Source organism: Pseudahrensia aquimaris (assembly GCF_042676045.1).
Lineage (GTDB): Bacteria > Pseudomonadota > Alphaproteobacteria > Rhizobiales > Rhizobiaceae > Pseudahrensia > Pseudahrensia aquimaris.
Window position 1 is genome coordinate 354,597 of record NZ_JBHTJV010000003.1, and the last position, 25,982, is coordinate 380,578.

The following is a 25,982-nucleotide window of genomic DNA, read 5'->3' on the forward strand; positions in this document are numbered from 1 at the left end:
CTGGAACTAACAAACAGGATATTCAACAAGACTTGTAGCGTGTTGCTCTCGGATTACTCTAACGGTAGTGTTTTGTTTTTATTCAGCGCGTAGATTCGTGCGATTTGACGGCGGGACCAAGTATGGCGATTTCAACTTTTGGCAATACCAGCTTCGATACTGTTCTGGGGGACTATCTTATCGGAACAGGAGTCGGGCTGGGGTATGGCGAACTTGAAATAGATGCTGGAAGTATATTCAACGCAACCGCGTCGAATATCTCGACCAATCCCCGGCTTCTTGTTGGGGCAGACGGCAATGAGGGTTTGGTAGCAGTTGATGGTCTCGGTTCCTCAATCAACCTGCTGAGCAATGGCGCAAATTTCGGATCCAGCAGTTATGCCACATTCGGTTTCGGCTCTAACTCGATAGGCACGTTTGATCTTACTGCTGGAGCAGCTGCCAGTGTTAGCCTCAATGGAACCGTGCCTTTGGCCGGACAGGTTTCGAGCGCGAATTTCGGTGTAACGGGTGGTGATGGCATGCTCAATATGGATGCTTCCAGCTTAAGCATCGAAGGGGCAGCGGCACGACTTTCGTTTGGCTTTGACAACGCGAATGGCACAGGGACGATCAGCAACTCGTCGTCGATCTCCATCAACGCTTTGGGCAGCGGAAATGACGGTGCTGTTATGACGGTGGGGGACTTCAACTCGATCGGCGCAATGACTGTCGATGAAAGCTCCATCGCCATGACTTCTTCAAGTTACGCGAATGCTTTCGTCGGCAATGTCGGTGGTGATGGGATGCTGTCCTTAACATCCTCCACTTTCACCGCCGACGCCGAGAGTTTCGCGGGACTTTTCGTTGGAGTCCAAGAGTCTAGTGGGATCGTCAATCTGACGTCTACTGCTTTTGAACTGAACGGCAAGCTTGGCGCTTTCATGAACATTGGCCAGGCAACACCTGGATCAACCATGGTCCCGGTAAGCACCGCTGCGGTTAATCTCGATAACTCCTCGCTCACCCTGTATTCGCGAGACGGCTATGCAGGTTTCAATATGGGGCGTAACGGAAATGACGCTTCAGGCAGCTTTTCCGCGATCAACGGGTCATCGGTAACCATCACATCCGATGCCGCAGCGATGCCGGAGGGCGCTTATCTTGGAGTGGGCCGACTGGGCGAAGCATCAGGCGATTTGTCGATCATCGACAGCACTCTCACCATGTCGGCACTGACCGGTGACTACGCGACCATAAACATCGGAAGGGCCGGTGCCACAGGCACTGCAACTTTCAACAATGCAACTATCGACATTTCGGGAGGGCAGAACACCACCACCGGCATCCGCGTAGGGCGCAGCGACAACAGCAATGGCGATCTCATACTGACCAACGGTACCAATCTGACAATCGACGGCGGTTACGCATTCCTCCTCATCGGCACGAATGTGGACGAGACTGGGACTGTCACGGAAACCAGCGTCGACACCAATGGTTCTGTTTCTATTCTGGGCGGGTCGACCGTCAGCATAACATCCGATCCAACGAGTCCGGGTTCGATTGCCGCTGTCAGGATTGGCGCTGATGCTGCTGCCGCCTCGGCTGACCTGATAATCAGCGGTGCAGGATCAGCACTCAGTTCCACTGATGTTGTCATCGTTGGTGGAGACCCGAACCTTGGGCAAAACGGCACAGGTGCCATAACTGTGGAGGAAGGCGGATCGCTTACAACAGGTTTGCTGGGAATTGGCACCGGGGGCACGCTGAACACCAGCAATGCAGTCCTCAATGTTGCCGATCTTGGATCGGCTGATAACGCAACTTGGAATCTTCAGGCAGCCGGTGACACTGACCTGCAGGGTAACCTCGAATTGGAATCAGATATGGTAATCAATTTCGAGGTTTCAGCGGACGGCTTGTCGGCAGGCAGATTGATGCAGACGGGCATGAGCGCAGATATCGGTGCCGACGTCTCCATGATCCTGAATGCGCCGAGTGGCTTTGAATTTGAAGCTGGAGATGCTTATTCACTGCTTGCGTTGGACGTCACCACAGCTTCGGTTTCCACTGATCTGGCTACGGATTTCAGCGTGGCTGGTCAGGATGCTGATTTTTCCTATGTGGTGCAGACCTCGTTGGGATCTGGATACAATTTAGGCTTCGAGGCACTCAACAACGGCGACGGGAGCGGTGTCGCAACGCTTGATTATTCCGGTGCCACGGCCAGTTTGATGCTGGACTTCAATACCGACACCGGCGTCGTGTCTGGCGATGGCGGAGGCTTCAGCGAGATTTACGCAGTCAACGTCGATGAACTGGTAGGCTCGGTTCTGGGTGATGATATGCTTCTGATTGGTGCCAACAACGGCTTCCTCTCAGGAGGCGGAGGGTCCGATACGCTTTTTGGTGCAAATGGCGATGACACGCTTGATGGAGGTACTCAAAACGACATTCTGGATGGCGGTTCTGGTGCTGACACAATGATCGGCGGTGCGGGCAACGACCAATTTTACATCGATGACACTGGCGATGCGATTGTTGAATTGATCGGCGGAGGCAATGACCGTGTCTACGTGTCGGGACTTGCTGCCTATACGATGGACGACAATGTTGAACGCGCTACCTTCCTCGACGGGGGTAATCACACTATTTTCGGTAACGCCGGAAACAACCGGTTTGACGGTAATGCCGGTCTCGACAAATTCATTTTGGATGCAGGTGGCAACGACACCTATTCCGGTGGCAATGGCGAGGACACATTCGACGCCCGTACTTCAGCCAACGGCATCACGATTGATTTGGTGAATGGCAATCACGGCGGCGATGCAGCTGGTGATATTTTCTCTTCAGTGGAGAAGTTTTTCGGCTCCGCATCAATGAGCGATACGATGACAACCGGGCTGGCCCGGGCCAAATTCAGTGGTTTCGGCGGGGATGACATTCTCACCGGCGGCAACACCGTAGATTTCCTTGGTGGCGGTGCTGACGACGATGTTTTGTCCGGTATGGGAGCGCGAGATACACTCCAAGGCGATACGGGCAATGATACCATGACAGGTGGTGCTGACCGGGACCAATTCCTCTACGTCAAAGCTGCCTTTGGCCAGGATACAATCACGGACTTTGAGGATGGGCTCGATTATTTCAAGATCTGGGGCGGTAACAGCCCGTCCAACGGAGTCGCGTCGTCTCTTGCCGACTTCACAGTCACAGGTAATGGAACCTCCAGCGTCCGTCTGACCCTTAATTCGGACACATCAAACTTCATCGACATCGAAGGAGCAGGCGGATCAAATGTCACCATTGATACGTCAGATTTCCTTTTCTACTGATCCGCTTAAGTGGGCTGAAGCGGGTAATCTGAAACATCTCTCTGGTTCGCCAGAAATGTTATTGCGTACAGACTTCAGCAATTCCTAGCTTCTGGACACCTCGACGGATATTCTTGGTCGAAGTAATGGCGCCTCCTGCGAGCCGTCGCTTGTTAGCGGCTTGTTCCAGAATGCGCTGAGCCGCCGGGCGTTGTTTCGGTTCCCCTAACACTCCACCAGCGGCGAAGCATCGGCTGCAGCGCTGAAATGAAATTTGGATGAGCCATTTTTTTATGTCTGATTTGGAGTGATGAAAAGCGGATTAAGGCTTCATATAGAGCGGTCAAGAAGTCAGAGAATATTGAACTGGGCGGCAACTCTTCCTCGTGGAGAGCAGTGCAGCATGGAAAGTGCCAATCAATGCCATGCATGGCTTGTAAGTTGCGATGTCGTCGGCACCGAAAACCAATCGCAATAATTCAGATCTGGCTCTAATACGTTGCCCGACCGCCGGAGAGACCAAACGTGGAGCCTGTGGTGAAACTGTTTTATTCGGATGCGAGCCAGGCAAATCATTGCCCTACTTGGGGCGCATAACGGTCACCGCAAGCATGTAGCGATCAGCACAATATGGAATAAACGTTATCGTCACTTTTCCCCTCCACTGCCGTTGGGAGATTTTTGCAAACGAGCCATTCTGACTCTTCCGCTCTTTGCTTGGAAGCCTCAGAAACGGAATGACTCTTCATCGGCCAATATCGATTGGCTGCATATGGTCGCTTGATCAGAGCTACAGCGTTAAGCCAGTGCACCGAAATGTGCTCGGCAAAACATCGCAGAGAAAACCAACAACTAAACCTGGTTTTTCCCAACCTACGTGCTGCGTTCGCGTTAAGCACAGGCAGTCTGTACCAACTGGTTCAGGGCTTGATCACATCTTGCGTTGCAGAAATCTTTTCGGCGCGGTTGAAAAATGACCTTAGCTTTATTTGCATTGAAACTGACAGCGCCCATGCAGCGGGTAAAAGCGTCACTCTACTGCTGAGCTTACCCGCAGAACACAGGCGTTGGAATCAAATCGCAAAGGGGGTGCGGCAGGGGTAATATACATCGACCACCCCTTTGAATTGTTGATAGCAGTGATCGAATTTAAGAAAACTGGCGGAGACGAAGGGATTCGAACCCTCGAGACGGTTCCCCGTCTACGCCCTTAGCAGGGGCGCGCCTTCGACCACTCGGCCACGTCTCCGCCGCCGTGACTAAAGTAAAGGGGGGATGCGATCAAGGTGAAATTGAGCGCTTTGTATTGGCTTATGAAACCGCCAGCCAACGGGTGGCGGCAACGGTCAATTCTTCGATCATCTCAGTCGGGTCGGCTTGGGGGTTGGCCATGAGTTCCGACATCGCCCCTTCCACCATCCCGTGCGCAAGTGAGGCGGCGATTGCAGGGTCCACATCATTGCGCAGTTGGCCCCTTTGCTGGCCGTCTGCGATGTGCGCGGCGATTGATTGGCGCAGGCGTGTGCCGGAACGGTATCCGTCACGCAGGGCAAACGGCACCAGTGCCATCAGTTCCACCAAATTCTGCTCTTTCGCTGCCTGATTGAACATGGCCTGCATGACGTGGCCGAACCGCTCAGGCCATTCGATTTCCCAAAGATGTTTGGATTGCAGGGCTGTATCGAAACGGGTTTCCACCGCCTCCATCACCGCGATCAGCAACTCGTTCTTGCTCTTGTAGCGCAGATAAATCGTGCCCACTGCCACACCTGCATCTCGGGCTACTTCCGACAGCTTTGTGGCCTCAAAACCGTGCTCTGCAAAATGGCGGGTCGCCTGCTCAACGATGCGGTCAGTCTTGTCCGATTGGGGGGTGGTTTGGCTCACGGGTGAATGGGCTCTTTTAAAGACGAGAACAGGCTTTTCGCCAGAGCGAAATGAATATCATTCAGATTTTCGATTGACAAACGGCTGAGATTGGAAAAAATGAATGAGATTCATTCATATTTCAATTGAGGCGAATGGCTATGGCCAACATGACAAGACGACAGATTATGAGCGCCGCATCGGTCTGCGCGATTGGCCTGCCGATTGCCGGATGTTCCTATGCGATGTGGCGGCCTTTGGCGGAAATAGACCAAGCGCCTACCAATCCCCCGCCAGTGACCGTGCGGCTGTCCGCCAGGATTACCTTGCACATGATTCAAACTGGCTGGGTGTCGGTGAAGGAAACGCACCGCGCCTATTCCGGTCCGAAGGGCTTGCGCCTTCCTGCCATTATGACCGATGGCGATTGGACGGAATGGCTGCCTGTGACGGCTTGGGCCCTTGAACACCCTGAAGGACTTTTTGTGGTTGATACCGGCGAGACGGCGGCGATCCTGAAGCGTGATTACACCGCTTGCGATGCCGTCACCGGCCTGTTCTACCGCCGCAACCTGCGCTTTTCGCTGACGGCGCAGGATGAGATCGGGCCGCAAATGAAGGCGCTTGGGCTTGCGCCAGAGCGGGTGTCGAAAGTGGTGATGACCCATTTGCATTCCGACCATATGGGCGGGATGGGCTGGTTCAAGCAGGCTCAGTTTTTCGTCTCACAACAAGCGCAGGGCGGGCATGCGGGCGCTTTGATGTGCCGCATTCCCGAGGGAATCGATATTCGCGCCGTTCGTTTGGCGGAAACAGCGCGTGGCGTGTTTAACGCCTCCTCTCCTCTTACAACGGACGGCACGGTTTCGATCATCCCGACCAATGGCCATGCCAATGGGCATCAGTCGGTTTTGATCGAAGGCGAAGGTCGTTCGTGGTTGATTGCAGGTGACGCCGCGTTTTCGCTCGACCAGATCGAAAACGGGACGATTGCGGGAATCGTTGAAGATCATGCTGCCGCTGTGGAAACATCCAACCGGCTGAAAGCGCAATATCAACAGTTCGGCACGACAATTCTACCAACCCATGATGCAACCAACATGCAGCGCCTAATTGGTTAAACACCATATTCCCCTAGCGACGAAGGGCGCAAAGCCAAACTGCTGGGAGCGATACCGACGGTTAAGCCTTCCATCGTTCCTGCACGCAGCAGCCATCCGCACGATGCGCGGATTATCCCCAAGAGCCACGATTTTCACTGGCGGCTAATCCATGTCTGCCGTTGCACAACGGGCGTTCGTGGGGAACAGTGGTTCAAAATCCAACGGAATTCAGTGCATGGCCATTAAGGCAATTCTTTTCGACAAGGATGGGACCTTGATCGACTTCTCGGGCACGTTTGGGCCGGCGACCGCGAAGGTGATCGGTCATTTGAGCGATGGTCACGCAGTCATTGCCGCCGATCTGGCGGAGGTGCTCGGGTTTGATGCCGATTTGAAAGCCTGTCACGCGCATTCCGTTCTCATCGCGGGCAGTTTGAGGGATATCGCGGAAGTCGCAGCCCCAATCTTGCGGCGTGATGATATTGATCAACTCGCCAGCGATATCGATGCGCTCTACATCCTGCATTCGACCTCCAGCCTCACCCCGTTTCCGTTCACGCACGGCGTACTGGATGAATTGGGCGCGATGGGGCTGCCGCTTGGTATCGCAACCAACGATTCCGAAGAGGCTGCACGGGTGCATTTAGCCGAGCTTGGCCTGCTTGAACGCTTTGCGCTGATCTGCGGTTTTGACAGCGGACATGGCGGAAAGCCTGAACCTGGGATGGTTTTGGCATTCGCCAGCCACTGCAAATTGGCGGTGAGCGAAATTGCGATGGTGGGCGACTCCGAGACCGACATGAAGGCAGCACGGGCCGCAGGCGCTTTGGCAATCGCAGTGGCCAGCGGTGAAGCGGAAGCGCAAGACCTTGCTGAATTCGGCGACCATGTTTTGAATGATATCAGCGCATTACCCGATCTTGTGCGGAAATTGAATCAGGAGATGAACGCATGAGACAGGTTGTTCTAACGCTCAATGCCGGCTCGTCCTCGGTAAAATTCGCCCTGTTCGATGCCGATGGTGACCCGACATTGGAACTGGTTGGCCGCGTCGAAGGCATCGGCTCCGACGCTTGGCTAAGGGTGAAAAACGCGCAAGGCGAGACAGTCGTAAGGCGCGATCTGGACGAAGGTGCAATAACCTCCCCCACAGATGCGTTGGCGACCATTATGACGGTGCTGAGCGAGCTTGCGCCTGACACGGAAGTGCGCGCAGTGGGCCACCGTATCGTGCATGGTGGCGTCGACTATGACGGGCCGGTATTGCTCGACGCGCCAACCATCGCAAAGCTTGAGGCGCTGACACCCTTTGCGCCACTTCACCAGCCGCACAATTTGGCCGGGGTGGTGGCTGCGCATGAGGCATTTCCCGATGCGCCGCAAATCGGCTGTTTCGATACGGCCTTTCACCGCCACCAGCCGTGGGTGAACGACACCTTTGCCCTGCCTCGGCGGCTTTATGACGAAGGCGTGCGGCGCTTTGGGTTTCACGGGCTTTCCTACGAATATATCGTCAGCCAGATGAAGCGCGACGCGCCTTATCACCATGATGGCGGCGTGATCGTGGCGCATTTGGGCAACGGAGCATCCATGTGCGCCATTCGCGGCGGATTGTCGGTCGCGTCAACGATGGGCTTTTCCGCACTCGACGGCCTGCCGATGGGCACGCGATGCGGGCAATTGGACCCGGGCGTGGTGCTTTACATGATGGACCAATTGCAGATGGGGCCGCGCGAGATTGAGCACATGCTCTACAAGGAATCCGGGCTCAAGGGTTTATCGGGCTTGTCGAACGATATGCGCGAACTGCTGGCTTCCAACGACCGCGCGGCCAAACACGCGCTTGATTATTTCGTCTTCCGAATCCGCCGAGAAATCGGTGCGATGGCTGCCGTTTTGGGCGGGCTGGACGCTATCGTGTTTACTGGCGGGATTGGCGAAAACGCAGACATCATCCGCGAACGGGTTTGCGACGATATGGATTGGCTGGGCTTGGAAATGGACGAGGATCGCAACCGTCTCAATGCGCCAATCGTTTCATCAGACCGCAGCCGCGTGAGGATTTTCGTCACGCCAACTAACGAAGAGCTGATGATTGCACGCCACGCGAGCGGCTGGCTGTAGACAAAAAAGGGCGGCCCGATGGACCGCCCTCTTGGTTGTTCATGCGCAGGTTTTACTGGTCTTCGATACGCGCCAATTCCACCCAATTGCCGTCTTTGATGACGGAAATGATGACTTCGTCAGCGCCTTGGTGATCGGTTGCTGAATAGTCGACTGTGTTGCCAGAAATGACATCTTCGTAGTTCAGGCTTTCCATCGCTTTCTGGAACGTGTCGGCGTTCAAGTCTCTGCCAGCTGCTTCCAGTGCTTTGTGCATGGTGATGGCTGCAGAATAGCCCAACACAGCGCCTGTGCCCGGCAATTGCTCGCCTGTGGCCTCGGTGTATTGCTTGAAGAACTTCTGCACTTCTGGCTTGTCCATGCGGGAGAGCAAATCAGCCCAACCGGCAGCGGCATACATGCCCTCGGTCACGCCACCTGGCACTTTGGCCATGACAGTGTGGAAGCCAGCGGACGAGTTGATGAAGAACATGTCTTTATCCATGCCCAACTTCTTGGCCGTGCCAGCAACCGTGATCGCCTGACGCACGCCCAAAGCCATAGCGACGATCTGACAACCGTCTGACTTCAGTTTTTGCAGCGAACCGACGAAGTCGCCTTCGTCCGGCTTGTGCGTTGTTTCAGAGACGAACTCCAAACCGTCCATCGCCGAAGCGGCATCTTGTGCGCCAGCCACGATTTCTTTGCCGAAGTCGGTTGGCAGCGTCATGGTGCAGATTTTCGACACGCCTTTTTCTTTGGCCAAATACGGCACACCAGCTTTGATCTGCGCGTAGTAGGACGCTGTTCCCGCATATTTAAACTGCGAGAAAGGTTCGTTCATTTGGCGCGCGGCTGAAAGCGGCGAGACGTTGGGAATGCGCTTTGCTTCCAACACAGGGAAGGCAGCGATGTTCATGGGCGTGCCGAGCGACAGCAACATGGCGAAAACGCCGTCACCGTTGACCAGCTTGTTCATGCCCTGAATGGCTTTCGGCATCTGATAACCATGATCTTCCACAACAAAGCGGATTTTACGACCGTGGACACCACCGGCAGCGTTCAGTTCATCGAAGTAAAGCTGTGCAGCCTTGGTGGCAGGGCCGCCAAAGGCGGCAAAAACGCCTGATAGATCGTTGTTGGAGCCGATCAGGATTTCGGTGTCAGTGACCCCCTGTTCGGCGTGGGCTGGCATGGCCAGCATGGATGTTGCTGCGGCGGCAAGCGCCAGTTTCTTGAGCATTTTCATTTGTGTTCCTCCGGTTTGTTGCCGACACGCTCCCACGTCGGCGGATAAGAAAGGCTAGTACATTTCGGCGATGAGCGCCGCATGTTTTTCCTCCACGAAGCCACGTTTCAGCTTCATGGTCGGGGTCAGTTCGTCGTCCTCCGCCGTCAACAAAATGTCGATGAGGCGAAATTTCTTTATCTGTTCAACTTGCGCGAAATCTTTGTTCACTTCGTCGATAACGTCACCAACGAGTTTCTGAACTTCCGGCGCAGCGCAGAGCGATGCGTAGTTGTTGAACGGTATACGTCTGTCTTGTGCGAACTTTTCGACATTTTCCTGGTCGATCATCACGAGGCAGGACAGATATTTGCGGCGGTCACCGATGATGACAGCATCCGAAATATAGGGTGAGAATTTCAAGCGGTTTTCAATTTCCGCAGGCGTGATGTTCTTGCCACCTGCCGTGATGATGATGTCTTTCAAACGGCCTGTAATTGTGACGTAGCCTTCGTTGTCGACATAACCGACATCGCCAGTGCGTAACCATCCATCTTCGGTGAAGGTTTCTGCGGTCTTTTCGGGCTTGTTGAGATAGCCCTGAAACACGTTACCGGCTTTGTACTGAATTTCGCCATCTGTTGCGATGCGCACTTGGGCACCCGGCACTGGCTTGCCGACAGAGCCAATCTTGTGCTCACCGAATGTGTTGATGGAAATCACACCGCTTGATTCCGTCATACCGTAGCCTTCCAGCACCGGCGCGCCGATGGAATGGAACCATTTGAGCAATTCCGGCGATATGGGCGCAGCGCCTGAACCGCCGCGGCGCAGACGATCCATGCCGAGCATACGCCGCAGATTGCGCAATACCATGAAGTCCCAGAACCTGTAAGACAAAGAACCTGCCGCTTCAGGATCAGCACCATTCATGATTGCTTCTGCGCGTCGTTCGCCGGCCGCCAGCGCTTGCTTGTAGGCCCAGCGCTGCATGGCCGTTGCGTCGGATGTAAGGATAGACACGCGCGAGTATATTTTTTCCCAAAGCCGCGGCACAGCAACGAACGTATGCGGCGAGACTTCTTGCAGATTGTCGAAAACCGTCTCTGGGCTTTCGGCAAAGTTCAACGTGGCGCGAGAGACGAGCGGGCCGAAGCCTGAAAAGAGGCGTTCCAGAATGTGACAAAGGGGCAGGAAGCAAATTTGCTCGTCTGTCGCATAGGTCGGTGCGCCGACCATGCCGGATGACAGCGAGTGGAAGATATTTCCATGACTGATCATCGCGCCCTTGGGCATGCCGGTTGTGCCGGAGGTGTAGACGAGGATGGCGATGTCATCGGGTTTGCTCTTGGCAATCTCTTCTTCGAACCGGCCCGGATTGGCCTTCTCGAATTCGCGGCCCATCGCGTACAGATCTTCGATGAAAATGACCTTATCGTCCGAGAAGTCATGCAGGCCGTCGCGGTCGAACACGATCGCTTTGGTGAGGCCGGGCATTGCGTCTTTGACTTCGAGAAACTTGTCGAGCTGCTCGTCGTTTTCCAGAAACAGGAAACGGCTGTCAGAATCGTTGACCAGATATTCGAGCTGACTGGCGCTGTCTGTCGTGTAAACGCCGGAGCCGATCCCACCAACGCATTGGGTTCCGAGATCAGCGAACAGCCATTCCTTGTTGTCTTCCGACAAAATGGAGACAACTTCGCCGCGCTTCAGGCCCAATGACATAAGGCCGAGGCCGACGAGTTTGGCGTTTTGATAGTAATCGTTCCAAGAGAACGATAGCCAAATGCCGAAGTCCTTCTCCCGCATGGCGGTGCGTTCGCCCAGCTCTGCGCAACGGGCCTGAAACAGTTTGGGCAGCGTGTCATAGCCATCGATGAAGAATGGGCCTTGCGCCATATCAGCATTTACTTTGATGCCGTTTATGTCCTGCATTGCTGGCATTTCAGCCGCTTTGTGGGTCTTCAAATCCATGTTCGTTACCTCCACGTTTTGCGCTGTTTCCAGCGGCGCTGTCCGCGCTGATTTTCGTCGGCACTCACCCCCAGATAAAACTCTTGCACGTCTTTCGACGAAGCCAATGTACTGGCTTCGTCCGCCATCACGATGCGGCCAAGCTCCATGACATAACCGAAGTCTGCAAGCTCCAACGCCACATGGGCGTTTTGCTCAACCAACATCATGGTCACTTTTTGCTCGCGGTTCAAACGACCGATAATCTCAAAAATTTCTTCCGTCAGCAGTGGCGAAAGACCGAGGCTCGGTTCATCCAGCAGCATGATACGCGGCTTTGCCATGAGGCCACGACCGATGGCGAGCATTTGTTGCTGGCCGCCAGAAAGCGTTCCGGCCTGTTGCGCAGAGCGTTCCTTCAAAATCGGAAAATATGTGTAGACCATTTCCATGTCAGTGGCGATGTTGGCGGCACCGTCTGAGCGGGTGTAGGCACCCATCGAGATGTTTTCAGCCACCGTCAGAAGCGGGAAAATCTCGCGGCCCTCCGGCACATGAACAAGGCGCTTGGCCACAACACGGTCCGGCTCCATGCCCTGAATTTCTTCGCCCTCGAGAACGACCGTTCCTTTTTCAGGATCCATCACGCCGGAGATGGTTTTCAGGAGCGTTGTTTTGCCCGCACCATTTGCGCCCAAAACGGTTACGATCTGACCCTCACGCACTTCCAGCGACACGCCGCGAATGGCCATGATCGGTCCATAGTAGGATTCCAGGTTGTCGACCTTGAGAACAGGTTGACTCATGCCGCGTCCTCCTTCTTGGACTTCCCTGTCTTGGAGACCCCCTTCGTGCCGAGATAAGCCTCAATCACCGCCGGATGCGATTGCACTTCGGCGGACGTTCCGGTCGCCAATTCTTTGCCATCAGCCAGAGCAAGCACGCGGTTGGAGACGGCGGAAACGAGGCCCATGTCGTGCTCGACCATGAGCACGGTTATGCCGAGTTGTTTTTGGATATCTTCAATCCAGAAGGCCATATCCTGTGTCTCTTCGACGGAAAGGCCTGAGGCCGGTTCGTCGAGCAGCAAAAGGCGCGGTTCTGTCGCCAAAGCGCGACCCAATTCGACGACCTTGCGCACGCCATATGGCAGGCCAGAAATCATCTTGTCGCGGTATGCCTGGAGATCCAGGAAATCGATCACCTGTTCCACTGCTTCGCGGTGGCGGCGTTCTTCGTCGCGCACTTTCGGCGTGAAAATCAGCTCCGATATCATGCCGGTTTTGCGGTGGCGCTGGCGGCCAACGAGCAAGTTGTGCAGCACGGTCGCTTGTTCGAACAATTCGATGTTTTGAAACGTGCGCGCGATACCCAGCATCGGCACTTCGTCTGAACGACGCTTCAGCAGGTCTTTGCCATCAAACGTGATGCGCCCTTCCGCAGGGTCATAGAACCGCGAGACGAGGTTGAACATTGTGGATTTGCCAGCACCGTTTGGCCCGACAAGGGCGAAGACTTCGCCCTCCTCGATTTTCACCGACACATCGTTGACGGCGACAACACCGCCAAAACGCAGCGTGACGTGGTCGAATTCCAGCAGGCTCATCGCACGCGCTCCGTCTTTAGGTAAGATTTCTGGCGGCGGAACATATCGCGGCGGTAGAACGGGAACAGCTCGAAATAGGTTCGCACTTTCAACCAACGGCCATACAAGCCCATCGGCTCAAACAGAATGAAGCCGATCAGAATGGCGGCGAAGATGCCGCTCTCCAAGCCAGGCACGTTGATGTTGATGTCAAAGGCGGTGGATAGGAACGTGCGGCCGTTGGCGATCAAAACCGGAATGACCCCGACGACGATGGCCCCAAGAAACGCGCCGTGAATGAAGCCAAGTCCACCGATCACGATCATCAATAGCAATGTGATGGACAGCACCAGATCGAAGGTTTCGGAATTGACGAAACCAGCCGAATGGCCAAGCAACGAGCCGGAAAGCCCCGCGAAGGTTGCTGACAGGAACAGCGCCTTGGTCTTTGTCACGGTCAGGTTGATGCCCATCGCTTGCGCGGAGATTTCAGAGTCGCGCACGGCGGTGAACGAGCGGCCCAAAGGTGCCCGAAGGAGATTGCGGTAGACCAGCATCACGATAACCACGACCGCCAGACAGACATAGTAGAAGGCGTATGGGGTCGCAAAACGGTTCACCGTGAAACCAAAGATCGAAATGTCCGGCACCACAATACCGCTGACACCGCCGGTCCACGGTTCGGCAAGAATGATGATATCTGCGATGAGGATCGACAAAGCCAGTGTTGCGAGCGCTAGATACACCCCGTGAAGCCGCAAAACAGGCAGTGCGATCAACGCGCCCAGACCGCCAGCGATCAAACCGGACAGCGGGAAAGCGATGAGCCAAGGCACACCAGCTTCCAGCATTTTTACGTTGGCATAGCAGCCAAGTGCCATGAAAAAGGCGTGGCCCAAACTGGGCAGACCCGTATGACCCGTCAGCAACATCAGCCCCATGCCTGCGATAGCAAGGATCAAAACGCTGGTCACTTCGCCAATCGCATATCCAGAAAGCAAAAGCGGCAAGCCCAACATCCCAATGGCCAGCAGCGCATACCAGAAAGCCTGCGCGCCGTGTTTGAAGAGGCGGATATCGGCGTCATATGAGGTTTTGAAAACGAAACGCATCGGCCTACACCTTCTTCTTTTGGGTTTGCGAAAAAATACCGTCAGGGCGGAAGATCAGGACCAGCAACAAAATTGCGTAAGGCGCGATTTGCGAAATTCCTGGAACGCCATAGCGCGATGCCAATTGCTCAACCACGCCGATGATTAGACCGCCAACCAGCGCACCCGGCAACGAACCAAAACCACCGATGGCTGCGGCTGCGAATGCTTTGATGCCCAGCAGTCCGATGCTTGGTTCAATCGCGCCTTTGGAGGCGAACAGGATGCCAGCAACCGCAGCCACCGCGCCTGAAAGGCCCCAGACGAGGCTTTGAACCCGCTTGACGGGGATGCCCATGTAATAAGCGGCCAATTGGTTTTGTGACGCCGCCTGCATGGAAATGCCAAGCTTGGTCTTGGAGAAGAACAAGTAGAGCATGACCGTGAGCAGGATGGTCACGATGATAATCGTGAATTCCTCAGCGCCGAGAACGACCCCGAACAGCCTCACCTCATTACCGACGAACGGGCTTTCCAGCGAGACCGGCTCGTGGCTCCAGATGGTGCCCGCCGCAAAGCGCAGGATAAAGCCAAGCGCAATGGTCAACACCACAATGGCGACTTGCGACTGCCCGAACATATGGCGCAGCACCGTTCGGTCGAAGAGATAGCCGAAGGCGAACATAATTATGATCGACAACGCCACAGCCACGCCAAACGGCAGACCCATGAAATCCTGATTGGTGAAGCCGAGGCATAGAAACGCGCCCAGCATCATGAAATCGCCTTGAGCGAAATTGACCGCTTCAGTGGCTTTGTAGATGAGCACAAAGCCAAGTGCGATGAGGCCATACACGCAGCCATTTGCTAGGCCGCTGACCAACAGCTGGACGAGATCCAACGCAGTATCCTCCCTGACGCTTTCTGAGCCGTGCGGCTCTTGGCGTCTTGTGTGAAATCCTAGTCGCAGAGCGCACCGTTGCCAAGGCCTCCCGCCCCGGCATCAGCGCGAATTATCGTTTGTTCACGGCTTGATAAAGACTTTACCGTTCGGTTTGGCAAGTTCTTCCGGCAGGCTCTCCATCGCTTCCTCAAGCGATAGAATAGCGGTGACGTCGGTTTTCCACTCGCCCGTTGCAAAGCGCGTTTGCGCTGTTTGGATAGCGGCTACTTTTTCTTCCATCGGCGTGGTCATCATCCAGCTTGTCAGCCAGAAACCTTCGATCTGTTTTTGCATGAAAATCAGTTGGCCCGGTTCCTGGATGGTTGGAAGCTCGGTGTCGAGCTTGCCATAGATCACCCAGCGCGCGCCGCGGCCCATTGTGTTGAACACGGACGCGGAGGTGTTGTTGGCGACTGCGTCGAGGAAAACGCGGGGTTTGTCGTTTCGGCAAATGCCGCTCAGTTCCTCGACAAAGTTTCCGTTCTCCGCATTGAGCACATGAGTTGCGCCCATGCCTTTGAGCAGATCAATCTGCTCGTCGCGGCGCACAAGCGCGATGGGGCTATAGCCTTCGTCTTTCGCCATAGAAATCATCAATTTGCACAATTGGCTGGCCCCGGCAGAGACAATGAAGCTTTTCTCGCCTTCCTTTTTCACCAAATCAAACATGGCGATTGCGGTAAGCGGATTGACGATCATGGCCGCCCCGTCCTCATCGCGCACGGCATCTATGAGCGGTATGCAGGTTGCGGCCTCTGCAACCACATACTCGGCCCAAGCCCCCTGGGGCGAGGCGGCAAAAGCCACGCGCAGGCCCTTCAAGCCATCGGCAACGGCTCCGCCGCCAGATGATACGACTTCACCCACGCCTTCAAAGCCAGCGGCTTTTCCCGCGATGCGCTTCTGGCCGTAGAGGCCTTGGATGAACATCTCGTCAGACGGGTTCACAGATGCCAGCGAAACCTTGATGACCACCTGGTCTTCCTTCGCCTCCGGCATGTCCAACTCGCCAAATGTGAGGTGTGTAGCCATGTCGGTAAGCTGAATGCTTTCCGGCGCTTTGGTGGCGAAACCGCCTTCTTTGAGGATGAGAGCTTTCATGGGATCACGCGATCTTCTGTTGGGTGTATTGTTTCAATTCCTTGCGGGCGACCTGACGGCGGTGCACCGCGTCGGGGCCGTCTGCAAAGCGCAGGGTGCGAAGGTGCATCCACTGTTTCGCCAGAGGCGTGTCTTGCGAGATGCCAACGCCACCGTGCATCTGGATGGCATCATCGGTCACCTTCAAGGCAACAAGCGGTGCAACCACTTTGATCTGCGAAATCCACGGAGCAGCTTCACGGGCATCGCCCTGATCCATCATCCAAGCGGCTTTCAGGCACAGCAGGCGGGCCTGTTCGATGGCCATACGGGCATCTGCAATCGTGTCGAAGTTCGCGCCCAGTTGGGCAATCGGCTTGCCAAAGGCTTCGCGGCGCAACGAGCGCTCGCACATCAGTTTCAGCGCATGTTCGGCTTGGCCGATGGCACGCATGCAGTGGTGAATGCGGCCCGGCCCAAGGCGGCCTTGTGAAATCTCAAAGCCCCTGCCCTCACCGAGCAGCAGGTTTGTTGCTGGGACACGCACATCGGTAAAGCGCATGTGCATGTGGCCATGGGGCGCGTCGTCCATTGTGAACACATGCATTGGTCGCAATATTTCAATGCCTTTGGTGTCGGCAGGCACAACGATCTGGCTGTGCTGAGCATGTTTGGGGTCATCGTCCGAGCCGGTTTTGACCATGACGATATAGACCTTGCAGCGCGGGTCACCCGCGCCGGAAATCCAGTGCTTTTCACCGTTCAGAACGTATTCGTCGCCGTCGCGTACGCAGGACATTGAGATGTTGGTGGCATCTGATGATGCCACATCTGGTTCGGTCATCGCATAGGCCGAACGGATTTCGCCTGCGAGCAACGGTTTGAGCCATTTCTCTTTCAGCTCATCGTTCGCGTAACGCTCAAACACTTCCATATTGCCGGTGTCGGGTGCTGAGCAGTTGAAGACTTCGGCACCAAGATGCGCTTTGCCCATCTCTTCAGCCAAGTAGGCGTATTCCACCGTGCTGAGGCCATAGCCGCGCTCTGAATCCGTCAGCCAGAAATTCCATAGACCGCGCTTTCTTGCTTCAGCCTTCAGACCTTCGAGAATCTCCGTCTGACGCTCGGTATATTGCCAGCGGTCGCCTTTTTCGATCTCGTCTAGGAATTCTTTTTCCAGAGGCAGAACCTCATCTTGGATCATTTCGGCCACCTGGTCGCGCAGTGCGCGAACTTTGTCAGACATACCAAGATCCATTGCCGCGTCGCTCATGCGCTTGCTCCCGTTTGTTTCAAGACTTCTTTGTCAGCCTGAATGCCAACGCCTTGCATAGCGAAGGTCACCAGATCAGCTGCAATTTTTGCTTGTTCCCGTGCTGGATTTTCCGTGCGGGGCGAATACCAAAAGACTGTGCTGTTGATTACCGCCAGATAGCTCTTCGACGCCAACGATAGGTCGGAGACCGTCACGCCAGCCTCCTTAGCTGCCGCAGCAATTGCATTGCGGAAACGCGCTTCATAGGCATTTCGAATCTCTATCAACTCGTTCAGCGTATCGCGCTGCGCAGCCGTGGTTGAGCCCTGTTGGTGCAACTGCACCCCTTGGGCCAGCACGCGCTGATAATTTTGCCGCGCCATCAACACTGCCGCATGGGCGAAAGACTTGCGGGTCAGCTTCTGAATCGCGGTATCGGATCTGTTTGCCGTCGATTCGATTGCCTCGACGTTAATTTCCATTCCACGGCGATAAACCTCGAAGAACAAATCGGTCTTGGAGCGGAAATGGTGATAAATCATGCCTTTGGTTGCGCCAAGGTGGCGGGCAACATCATCAATCGAAGTTGCTGAAAAGCCCTGCTCCTTAAAGCACTCCGCGGCGGCATTGAGGACTTCCGTGCGGGCGTCAGGCGCGCCGTCGCTGGGCGCCGAAACGCCTCGCGTGCGTGTTTCCAATCGCTGTACGGCCGTATTCATTGGCTGCAGCTTAACCTCGCATTGTGCAGGCAAACCCTAGTCATCATTATCATCAGCCTGACCTCCCTCAGACAAATACGGGAACATACTACTCGGTATGTTGTCAATCGCATCGCACCGCCATAGGATTGCAATGCACGTTTTTGGCCAAACTTTAGGCTACGCGTTTGGGAGGAGCATTCGGTGAGCGATTATATCGACGGACTGTTTGGCTTGGAGGGTAAGACCGCGCTCATCACTGGCGGGGCAACCGGTATTGGCCGCATGATGGCTGAGGCTTTGGTGCGAGCTGGTGCCCGGGTGCTGATCTGTTCACGCAAGGGCGATGCCTGCGAGGCGGTGGCTGTGGAGTTGAACGCACTGGACGCGAAAGGATCGGCGGAAGGCTTTGGTGGCGATCTGGCGACAGAGGAAAGCCATGCGGCGCTTGTGTCTGAAGTAATGTCTCGCACCGACGTGCTGCACATTCTGGCCAACAATGCAGGCGCGTCTTGGGGCGAACCGTTCGAGACGCATCCGCGCAAGGCCTGGGATAAGATCCTGACGTTGAACGTGACGGCTATGTTCGAATTGACACGAGACCTCACACCTTTGTTGGAAGCATCCGCGTCAATCGATGATCCAGCACGGGTTATCAACACGTCGTCTACCATGGGCATCGTGCCGATAGCCGATGGGGCATACTCTTATACAGTGTCCAAAGGAGCGGTTTTGCATCTGACGAAGTTGCTCGCAAATGAATTCACTGCGCGTCGCATTACTGTCAACGCGATCTGCCCCGGCCCCTTCCCCAGTCGCATGACAGCTTTTGCGACCGCGACCGAAGAAGGCACTGATAAAGTTGCCCAAATGAACCCAATGGGGCGCGTCGGGCGGCCAGACGATATTGCAGGTTTGATGCTGTTTTTGTGCGGACGCGGCGGCGGCTATGTAACGGGTGCTGCGATTCCCGTAGACGGTGGATATTCCGTCGACACGGGCGACCGGCCAATTTTTCCAGATATGGGGTAAGACCATGAGCGAGACGATCACACTCGATGAATTGAAAGCCCAGGTTGGCGGCGAACCGCGCTATTCGCGTTGGTTCACGCTGGATCAAAAGCGCATCGATCTGTTCGCGGACGTGACCGAAGACTGGCAATTCATTCACGTGAAGCCGGAGGCAGCAGCAAAGACGCAATTTGGCGGCACGATTGCCCACGGGTTTTTGTCGCTCTCCATGCTGTCGGCCATGAGCTTCGATTGCGAACCGTCGCTTGAGAACATCGAAATGGGCGTCAATTACGGCTTTGACAAAATTCGCTTTACCGCACCTGTGGCCGTTGGCTCGCGGGTGCGGGGCAAGTTCACAACGCTGAGTGTGGATGAAAAATCTCCGACCAACATTCTGGTTACGAAGCGCGTTGACGTAGAAATCGAAGGCGGCAAGCGCCCTGCCCTGACTTCGGAATGGCTGGGGCTGACCGTATTGAAAAAAGAAGGTGCCGCGTGATGGCTATCTCGTTTGAAAACCAAGTTGTCATCGTCACCGGCGCAGGCAACGGCCTTGGCAAATCGCACGCGCTAGAGTTTGCCCGTTTGGGTGCAAAGGTCGTCGTCAACGATTTCGGCGGTGCACGTGACGGCACAGGCGGTTCGTCTGCCGCCGCTGAAGCCGTGGTTGCGGAGGTTGAAGCTGCGGGCGGAACGGCGATTGCCAATGGTGCCAACGTTGTCGACCGTGAACAAGTCGATGCGATGGTGAAGCAGACGCTGGACGCCTATGGCCGCATTGATGTGCTCATCAACAATGCAGGCATTCTGCGCGACCGCTCGTTTGGCAAAATGACGGGAGAGGAATGGGATGCGGTTGTGGCTGTTCACCTGACCGGCTCAGCCAATTGCACGCTCGCGGTTTGGAACATCATGAAGGCGCAGAACTACGGGCGCATCGTGATGACGACCTCAACCTCCGGCATCTACGGCAATTTCGGACAGGCCAATTACGGCGCTGCGAAGACCGGCGTTTGGGGCTTGATGAACACGCTCCATATTGAAGGTGCGAAGAACAACATTCACGTTAATTGCATTTCGCCAACCGCTGCAACGCGAATGACCGAGGATGTGATCCCGCCCGAAGCGCTTTCGACGCTGGACCCGAAATGGGTGACGCCAGGAGTGCTGTTTTTGGCATCGAAAGAAGCGCCTTCGCGCAACATTCTGTTGGCTGGCGCTGGCGGATACACCGTCGCCAAGCTGATGGAGGCGGAAGGCATTTTCCTTGAAGAAAACGACCGTACACCAGACGCAATCGCGGCTCGGTGGGGCGAAATTACTGACATGACTGGCGCCGTCGAACACATGCAGGGCAACGACCACGTGATGAAAATGGTCCAGAAGGCAATGAAAGGATGAGCGAGACGCCCCCTTTCGAGCTTGCCCCGCTGATCGAGTGGCTGGAGAGCCATTGCGGGCTTGCCGGCTTCAAGACCATCACGAAGTTTGGTGATGGTCAGTCAAACCCGACGTACAAAATTGAAGCCGAATCCGGCGATTACGTCTTGCGCGCCAAGCCGCCGGGCGAATTGCTGAAATCGGCCCATGCGGTGGACCGCGAATACCGCGTTATGACCGCGCTGGCTGACACGGATGTTCCCGTGCCGGATGCGATTGCGCTTTCAGAGAACGGAAACGCCTCGCCCATCGGGCGGCAATTCTTTGTCATGCGGTTTAACGAAGGGCGGATTTTCTGGGATCCAGCCCTGCCGGAAGTCGCCGACAATGATACCCGTACCCGCATTTACGACGCGATGAACGACACGCTGGCGAAACTGCACAGCGTGGATGTTGCGGCTGTTGGCCTGTCCGAATTCGGCAAGCCGGGGAACTATTTCGCACGGCAGACAGACCGCTGGGCCAAGCAATATCGTGCCTCTGAGTTAGAGCGTAACGATAATGTGCATGAGTTGATCGCTTGGCTGGAAGCGAACATGCCGGAAGACGACGGCACGGTGTCGATCGTCCATGGCGACTACCGGCTGGACAACATGATCTTCCATTCCAACCGCGAGGAAGTGGTCGCGGTGCTGGATTGGGAACTCTCCACACTGGGCCATCCGCTCGCCGATCTCGCCTATCAATGCATGCAGTGGCGGCTGCCCCATGCCAGCGGCATGCGCGGACTGGGCGGAATTGACCGCAACGCCATCGGCATACCGACTGAAGGGCAATATCTGATAAGCTATTGCGAACGCCGAGGCATTGAACGCATCGAAAACTGGTCTTTCTACGTGGCGTTCTCGTTCTTCAAACTGGCAGCAATTCTTCAGGGCGTTTACCGCCGTTCGGTTGACGGCAATGCGTCGAACCCCGAACGGGCCAAACAAATGTATGCAGCCGTGCCGCTGCTGACCCAAGCGGCGTTATCAGAAATTAAGGAGCACGGCGCATGAGTGTCGAACAGATATTTGAAGGCCAGACAGTGCTGATCACCGGCGCTGCCGGAGGATTTGGAAAATCCGCATCCGCCTTGTTTGCAGAGCGCGGTGCCAATCTGGTTTTGTCGGACTACAACGCGGATGGCCTCGCCGCGCTGGCCGCCTCTTTGGAGAAAGACGGCCACAAGGTCACCACTCTGGCCGGGTCGGTCGCGGAAGAAGACCATTGCCGCGAAACGGTTGAACTGGCGATGGAGCGGTTTGGACGCCTAGACGTGGCAATTAATAATGCAGGCATCGGCCACGATGCGGCGAAAACTGCACAGATCGATTCCAAGCAAGCGCATATGACGGTGCAAGTCGATTTGATGGGCGTCTTCTACGGCATGAAGTATCAAATAAGGGAAATGGAAAAGGCACACGGCCAAGACGGGCGCATTTGCTCGATCCTCAACGTCGCCTCGCTGGCGGGCCTTTCCGGCGCACCGACACTGGGCATGTATGCGGCGGCAAAATTTGGCGTTGTGGGCCTGACGAAATCCGCAGCCATTGAATATGCCCGCCGCGGCATCCGCATCAACGCCATCTGCCCCGCCTTTGCCCGCACGCCGATGGTCGAAGACGGGTTGCTGGCCGCTGGTGGCGGCACCAAGGAAGCGGAGGACTTTTTGACCCGTGGCATTCCGATGCGCCGACTGGCAGAACCTGAAGAAATTACCCGGTCAATGCTGTGGATATGCGACCCGCGCAACACATTCATGACCGGACAAGCTGTCGCCTTGGACGGCGGCACGAGCGCCCAATAGGGCGCACATGGAAATATTGGAGGAGCCTTACTATGGATCTCAACTACACACCGGAAGAACTCGCCTTTCAGACTGAAATTCGTGATTTCATGGCAGCTAATTTGCCTGCTCGGATTTCTGACAAAGTGCGGCACCACAAGAACCTTACCAAAGAAGACCATGACGAGTGGCACGCCATTCTCGCCAAGCCCGGTTATTTGACCGGCCACTGGCCCAAGGAATTCGGCGGCCTTGGCTGGAACGCGGTTGAGCGCTCGATCTTTGACGAAGAAATGTCTCTCGCCTGCGGCCCGCGCATCGTGCCTTTCGGCTTGAACATGCTGGCACCCGTGCTGATGGCTTTCGGCTCGAAGGAGCAGCAAGATCATTATCTGCCGCGCATCGTTGATGGCACCGATTGGTGGTGTCAGGGCTATTCCGAGCCCGGATCCGGCTCCGACCTCGCCTCGCTGAAAATGAGCGCGGTGCGCGATGGCGACCATTATATTCTGAACGGTCAGAAGACTTGGACGACGATGGGCCAATACGCCAACAAGATTTTCTGCCTCGTTCGCACGAACAATGAAGGCAAGAAGCAGGAAGGCATCTCCTTCATTCTGGTCGACATGGACACGCCCGGTGTGGAAGTGCGCCCGATCATCCTTTTGGAGGGCACTCACGAGGTGAACGAAGTGTGGTTCACCGACGTTCGTGTTCCTGCCGAAAACCTGGTCGGCGAGCAAGACAAGGGCTGGACCTATGCGAAATATCTGCTGGTGCACGAACGGTCTGGCATTGCAGGTGTCGGCATGGCGATGGCGGGGCTAGCGCATTTGAAGGACATCGCGGCGAAGCAAGTGAAAGATGGCAAAAGCCTTATGGAAGACCCCTACTTCGCAGCCCGTGTGGCCGAAGTGGATGTAGACCTTGCCGCGATGCGCACAACAAACCTTCGGGTCACGCAGGCAGAGAACGATGGTGGCCCTGCGGGAGCGGAAACGTCGATGTTGAAGATCAAAGGCACTGTAATCCGCCAGACGATCAACGATCTCACCCGCCGTGCGCTTGGCCCTTATGCCATGCCGTTCGTCAGCGAGGCACTGGATGCCGGTTATAACGAAGAGCCGATTGGGCCGGATTATGCCAACCCCGTCGCGGCCGATTATTTCAATCACCGCAAGACGTCCATCTATGGCGGCTCGAACGAAATTCAGCGCGAGATTATCTCCAAGACTATGATGGGGCTTTAGAGCAAACCGATGCAATTCACCCACACTGAAGAACGCCAAATGCTCGCCGATATGGCGGGGCGGTTTGTGCGAGAGCAATATCCGATCGACAAACGCCACGAAATTGCTGCCAGCGACGGCGGCATTTCGCCCGAAATGTGGGAGCAAATGGCCGAGCTTGGGCTGATAGGTGCACTATTCCCCGAAGAGTTGGGCGGTTTTGGTGGATCGGGCTTTGATGTTGCTGTGATTTTTGAAGAGATTGGTCGCGGGCTTGTCGTTGAACCTTTCCTTCCGAATATGCTGGCTGGGCTGGCTTTGGCCGAAGGGTCGGATGCGCAAAAGGCGGTCATCGACGAGGTGATCGCCGGCAGTACCAGACTCGCTTACGCCCACGGCGAACCGGCGAGCCGTTATACGCTCGATCACGTCGAGACAAATGCTGCAAAGACATCCAATGGCTATGTTCTAAATGGCAACAAGGCGGTGGTGCTGGGTGGTGATAACGCAGACCATTTGGTGGTTTCAGCCAAAACAGACAATGGCATCTCGCTCTTCTTCGTACCTGCCGATGCTACCGTGCGGCGGGATTATTCGACAGTGGACGGCTACCGCGCTGCTGAAATTGCATTGAAAGATGTTGCTGTTGGTGAAGATGCTCTGATCGGGGTGGAAGGAAGTGCGCTTCCATCGATCAAAAAGATTAACGCCTATGGCGCCCTGGCCGTTTCTGCTGAAGCGCTTGGAGCAATTGAAGTCGCGATTGACCTGACGCTGGATTACCTGAAAACCCGCAAGCAGTTCGGCGTGGTGATCGGCAAGTTCCAAGCGTTGCAACACCGGATGGCCGACATGATGGGCGAACGGGAGCAAATCCGTTCAGCGCTCATCAACGCAGCGGGCCATATGGAGAGCGACGAGCGCGATTGGTATGTCTCAGCGCTGAAAAACCTTGTCGGACGCTCCGGCCGCATGATTGCGGAAGAAGCAATCCAAATGCATGGCGGTATCGGCATGACGTGGGAATATGCGGTCGGCCACTACGCCAAGCGCATCGTGATGATCGACCATATGTTCGGTGACGTGGACCACCATCTGGAACAGATTATCAAGCTGGGCAAAGGCTGAGCCTTTGAGCGCGCCGGAGCGGGTCATCGAAGCAGATTCTGCTGCGCAGAAACACATCGGATATGTGGTGCATATTTTCGCAGACAGAAGCGAAGCGTTGCTCAAGCTGGAGCCACAACACCTAAACCGCAACGGCAAGCTGCATGGTGGGTTGATTTCTCTGCTGATAGATTCGTCCAGCGGATATGCTGCCAGCCGGGCACTTTCCGACGATGCAGATGCAATGGTGGTGACGGTTTCGCTAACAACGAATTATCTCGCACCCGCGGATGGCACTTCGGTTCGCGCCATCGGTCGGGTTGTGCGGGCTGGTCGCTCGATCGTTCACACTACAGGCGAAATCGTCGACGAGAACGGCGTTGTTCTTGCAACGGGCAGCGGTGTTTTCAAGGCGGTCAAGAGCAAGGCTTAATGCCCTTTGGAGGGCATGCTGACACCTGCTAGAGTAGGGACATGAAGAATGCCCTTCCCCCGCTAGAGCCTCCCCCGCTAGAGCCTGGCCGCCACGCGCTGTTCCTCGATTTCGATGGAACTCTCATTGCATTTGCTGAAACGCCTGACGGGATTGAGGTTAGCGATGATCTGCACATGTTGATTGATGGCATAAGCGAGCGGTTCGCTGGCGCTATGGCGTTTGTAACGGGGCGCGGCATCGCTAATCTGCGCAGTCATATCGGCGAGCGGCGCATCGCAATGGCTGGCGCCCATGGTGCGGAATGGAGCATTGACGGACAAGCGCATGAGACGCTGAAAGGCGAAGGCTTCGACGATCAACTCACGGCAGTTGCAGCTTTTGCAGCATTGCATGATGCATTGGTGATGGAGGTTAAGTCGGGAGGTCTAACCCTCCATTATCGACGCAAACCGGAACTGGAAGCGGATGTTTTCGCCATCGTGGAGCAGGCTTTTGCCGGACGCGACGACTTCCATATCATGCCAGGACACATGATGGTGGAGGCTCGCCGTGCGCAGGCGGACAAAGGTAAGGCGATAGAGCGTTTCATGAAGAGCGCCCCTTTTCGTGGGAGGGTCCCGGTTTTTCTCGGCGATGATGTCACCGATGAATTCGGCTTTGCCCCTGTCAACGCCTTGGGTGGCATTAGCGTTCGGGTGGGACCGGGGGAGACGCAAGCGCGATACCGGCTGCCCGATATTGCCGCAGTCCACGATTATTTGGGCGCTGCGCTGAAAACAGGCTAAGGTTG

Annotated in this window: 23 protein-coding genes and 1 tRNA gene; 13 read left to right on the forward strand and 11 right to left on the reverse strand. The window is 55.6% G+C overall.

What is annotated here, in order from left to right; all coding sequences use genetic code 11:
• Positions 1–122 precede the first annotated feature (122 nt).
• Positions 123–3,314, forward strand: a complete 3,192-nt coding sequence (locus ACFQ14_RS05195) for a beta strand repeat-containing protein (RefSeq protein ID WP_377211642.1) — start codon at positions 123–125, stop codon at positions 3,312–3,314.
• Positions 3,315–4,452: 1,138 nt separating this feature from the next.
• Here the strand turns inward: ACFQ14_RS05195 and ACFQ14_RS05200 are convergent.
• Positions 4,453–4,542, reverse strand: a tRNA-Ser gene (locus ACFQ14_RS05200).
• 62 nt (positions 4,543–4,604) lie between these two features.
• A complete protein-coding gene (locus ACFQ14_RS05205) occupies positions 4,605–5,180 on the reverse strand; it encodes a TetR/AcrR family transcriptional regulator (RefSeq protein WP_377211643.1) in 576 nt (191 codons plus the stop codon).
• Between the two features lie 140 nt (positions 5,181–5,320).
• Between ACFQ14_RS05205 and ACFQ14_RS05210 the strand changes: the two genes are divergently transcribed.
• The 3 genes from ACFQ14_RS05210 to ACFQ14_RS05220 all read left to right on the forward strand — a co-directional run bounded on the left by ACFQ14_RS05210 (position 5,321) and on the right by ACFQ14_RS05220 (position 8,386).
• On the forward strand, positions 5,321–6,280 hold the full coding sequence (locus tag ACFQ14_RS05210; RefSeq protein WP_377211644.1) for an N-acyl homoserine lactonase family protein: 960 nt from the start codon (positions 5,321–5,323) through the stop codon (positions 6,278–6,280).
• A 217-nt stretch (positions 6,281–6,497) separates the two neighbouring features.
• Positions 6,498–7,217, forward strand: a complete 720-nt coding sequence (locus ACFQ14_RS05215) for an HAD family hydrolase (protein ID WP_377211645.1) — start codon at positions 6,498–6,500, stop codon at positions 7,215–7,217.
• Entirely contained in the window at positions 7,214–8,386 is a 1,173-nt protein-coding gene (locus ACFQ14_RS05220; RefSeq protein ID WP_377211646.1) for an acetate/propionate family kinase, read from the forward strand. Before ACFQ14_RS05215 ends, ACFQ14_RS05220 begins: the two co-directional genes overlap by 4 nt.
• Positions 8,387–8,438: 52 nt before the next feature.
• Here ACFQ14_RS05220 and ACFQ14_RS05225 read toward each other — a convergent pair whose 3' ends face one another.
• From ACFQ14_RS05225 to ACFQ14_RS05265, 9 genes are all read right to left on the reverse strand, one after another.
• Complete coding sequence (locus tag ACFQ14_RS05225; RefSeq protein ID WP_377211647.1) at positions 8,439–9,614, reverse strand: ABC transporter substrate-binding protein; 1,176 nt, start codon at positions 9,612–9,614, stop codon at positions 8,439–8,441.
• Between the two features lie 54 nt (positions 9,615–9,668).
• Positions 9,669–11,567, reverse strand: a complete 1,899-nt coding sequence (locus ACFQ14_RS05230; protein ID WP_377211648.1) for an AMP-dependent synthetase/ligase — start codon at positions 11,565–11,567, stop codon at positions 9,669–9,671.
• Positions 11,568–11,572: 5 nt separating this feature from the next.
• On the reverse strand, positions 11,573–12,352 hold the full coding sequence (locus ACFQ14_RS05235; protein WP_377211649.1) for an ABC transporter ATP-binding protein: 780 nt from the start codon (positions 12,350–12,352) through the stop codon (positions 11,573–11,575).
• On the reverse strand, positions 12,349–13,152 hold the full coding sequence (locus ACFQ14_RS05240) for an ABC transporter ATP-binding protein (protein ID WP_377211650.1): 804 nt from the start codon (positions 13,150–13,152) through the stop codon (positions 12,349–12,351). Before ACFQ14_RS05240 ends, ACFQ14_RS05235 begins: the two co-directional genes overlap by 4 nt.
• A complete protein-coding gene (locus ACFQ14_RS05245) occupies positions 13,149–14,243 on the reverse strand; it encodes a branched-chain amino acid ABC transporter permease (protein WP_377211651.1) in 1,095 nt (364 codons plus the stop codon). The genes ACFQ14_RS05240 and ACFQ14_RS05245 overlap by 4 nt, the downstream gene beginning before the upstream one ends.
• 4 nt (positions 14,244–14,247) lie before the next feature.
• Complete coding sequence (locus ACFQ14_RS05250) at positions 14,248–15,123, reverse strand: branched-chain amino acid ABC transporter permease (RefSeq protein ID WP_377211652.1); 876 nt, start codon at positions 15,121–15,123, stop codon at positions 14,248–14,250.
• Between the two features lie 123 nt (positions 15,124–15,246).
• Positions 15,247–16,266 carry a zinc-binding dehydrogenase gene (locus tag ACFQ14_RS05255; protein WP_377211653.1) on the reverse strand — a complete coding sequence of 340 codons (1,020 nt, stop codon included), beginning with the start codon at positions 16,264–16,266 and terminating at the stop codon, positions 15,247–15,249.
• A 4-nt stretch (positions 16,267–16,270) separates the two neighbouring features.
• Positions 16,271–17,518 carry an acyl-CoA dehydrogenase family protein gene (locus ACFQ14_RS05260; protein WP_377211654.1) on the reverse strand — a complete coding sequence of 416 codons (1,248 nt, stop codon included), beginning with the start codon at positions 17,516–17,518 and terminating at the stop codon, positions 16,271–16,273.
• Positions 17,515–18,219, reverse strand: a complete 705-nt coding sequence (locus tag ACFQ14_RS05265; protein WP_377211655.1) for a TetR/AcrR family transcriptional regulator — start codon at positions 18,217–18,219, stop codon at positions 17,515–17,517. Before ACFQ14_RS05265 ends, ACFQ14_RS05260 begins: the two co-directional genes overlap by 4 nt.
• A 183-nt stretch (positions 18,220–18,402) precedes the next feature.
• Here ACFQ14_RS05265 and ACFQ14_RS05270 point away from each other — a divergent pair, with 183 nt between their 5' ends.
• The 9 genes from ACFQ14_RS05270 to otsB are packed head-to-tail and all read left to right on the forward strand — an operon-like array spanning position 18,403 to position 25,977.
• Positions 18,403–19,230, forward strand: a complete 828-nt coding sequence (locus ACFQ14_RS05270; RefSeq protein WP_377211656.1) for an SDR family oxidoreductase — start codon at positions 18,403–18,405, stop codon at positions 19,228–19,230.
• Positions 19,231–19,234: 4 nt separating this feature from the next.
• Positions 19,235–19,711 carry a MaoC family dehydratase gene (locus ACFQ14_RS05275; RefSeq protein WP_377211657.1) on the forward strand — a complete coding sequence of 159 codons (477 nt, stop codon included), beginning with the start codon at positions 19,235–19,237 and terminating at the stop codon, positions 19,709–19,711.
• On the forward strand, positions 19,711–20,613 hold the full coding sequence (locus tag ACFQ14_RS05280; protein ID WP_377211658.1) for an SDR family NAD(P)-dependent oxidoreductase: 903 nt from the start codon (positions 19,711–19,713) through the stop codon (positions 20,611–20,613). Before ACFQ14_RS05275 ends, ACFQ14_RS05280 begins: the two co-directional genes overlap by 1 nt.
• Complete coding sequence (locus ACFQ14_RS05285) at positions 20,610–21,650, forward strand: phosphotransferase (protein WP_377211659.1); 1,041 nt, start codon at positions 20,610–20,612, stop codon at positions 21,648–21,650. Before ACFQ14_RS05280 ends, ACFQ14_RS05285 begins: the two co-directional genes overlap by 4 nt.
• Positions 21,647–22,441, forward strand: coding sequence for an SDR family NAD(P)-dependent oxidoreductase (locus tag ACFQ14_RS05290; RefSeq protein ID WP_377211660.1), 795 nt, complete (start codon positions 21,647–21,649; stop codon positions 22,439–22,441). The genes ACFQ14_RS05285 and ACFQ14_RS05290 overlap by 4 nt, the downstream gene beginning before the upstream one ends.
• Before the next feature lie 32 nt (positions 22,442–22,473).
• Complete coding sequence (locus ACFQ14_RS05295) at positions 22,474–23,670, forward strand: acyl-CoA dehydrogenase family protein (RefSeq protein WP_377211661.1); 1,197 nt, start codon at positions 22,474–22,476, stop codon at positions 23,668–23,670.
• Between the two features lie 9 nt (positions 23,671–23,679).
• Positions 23,680–24,777, forward strand: a complete 1,098-nt coding sequence (locus ACFQ14_RS05300; RefSeq protein WP_377211662.1) for an acyl-CoA dehydrogenase family protein — start codon at positions 23,680–23,682, stop codon at positions 24,775–24,777.
• 4 nt (positions 24,778–24,781) lie between these two features.
• Positions 24,782–25,189, forward strand: coding sequence for a PaaI family thioesterase (locus ACFQ14_RS05305; protein ID WP_377211663.1), 408 nt, complete (start codon positions 24,782–24,784; stop codon positions 25,187–25,189).
• 41 nt (positions 25,190–25,230) lie between these two features.
• Positions 25,231–25,977, forward strand: coding sequence for a trehalose-phosphatase (gene otsB, locus ACFQ14_RS05310; RefSeq protein WP_377211664.1), 747 nt, complete (start codon positions 25,231–25,233; stop codon positions 25,975–25,977).
• Positions 25,978–25,982 lie beyond the last annotated feature (5 nt).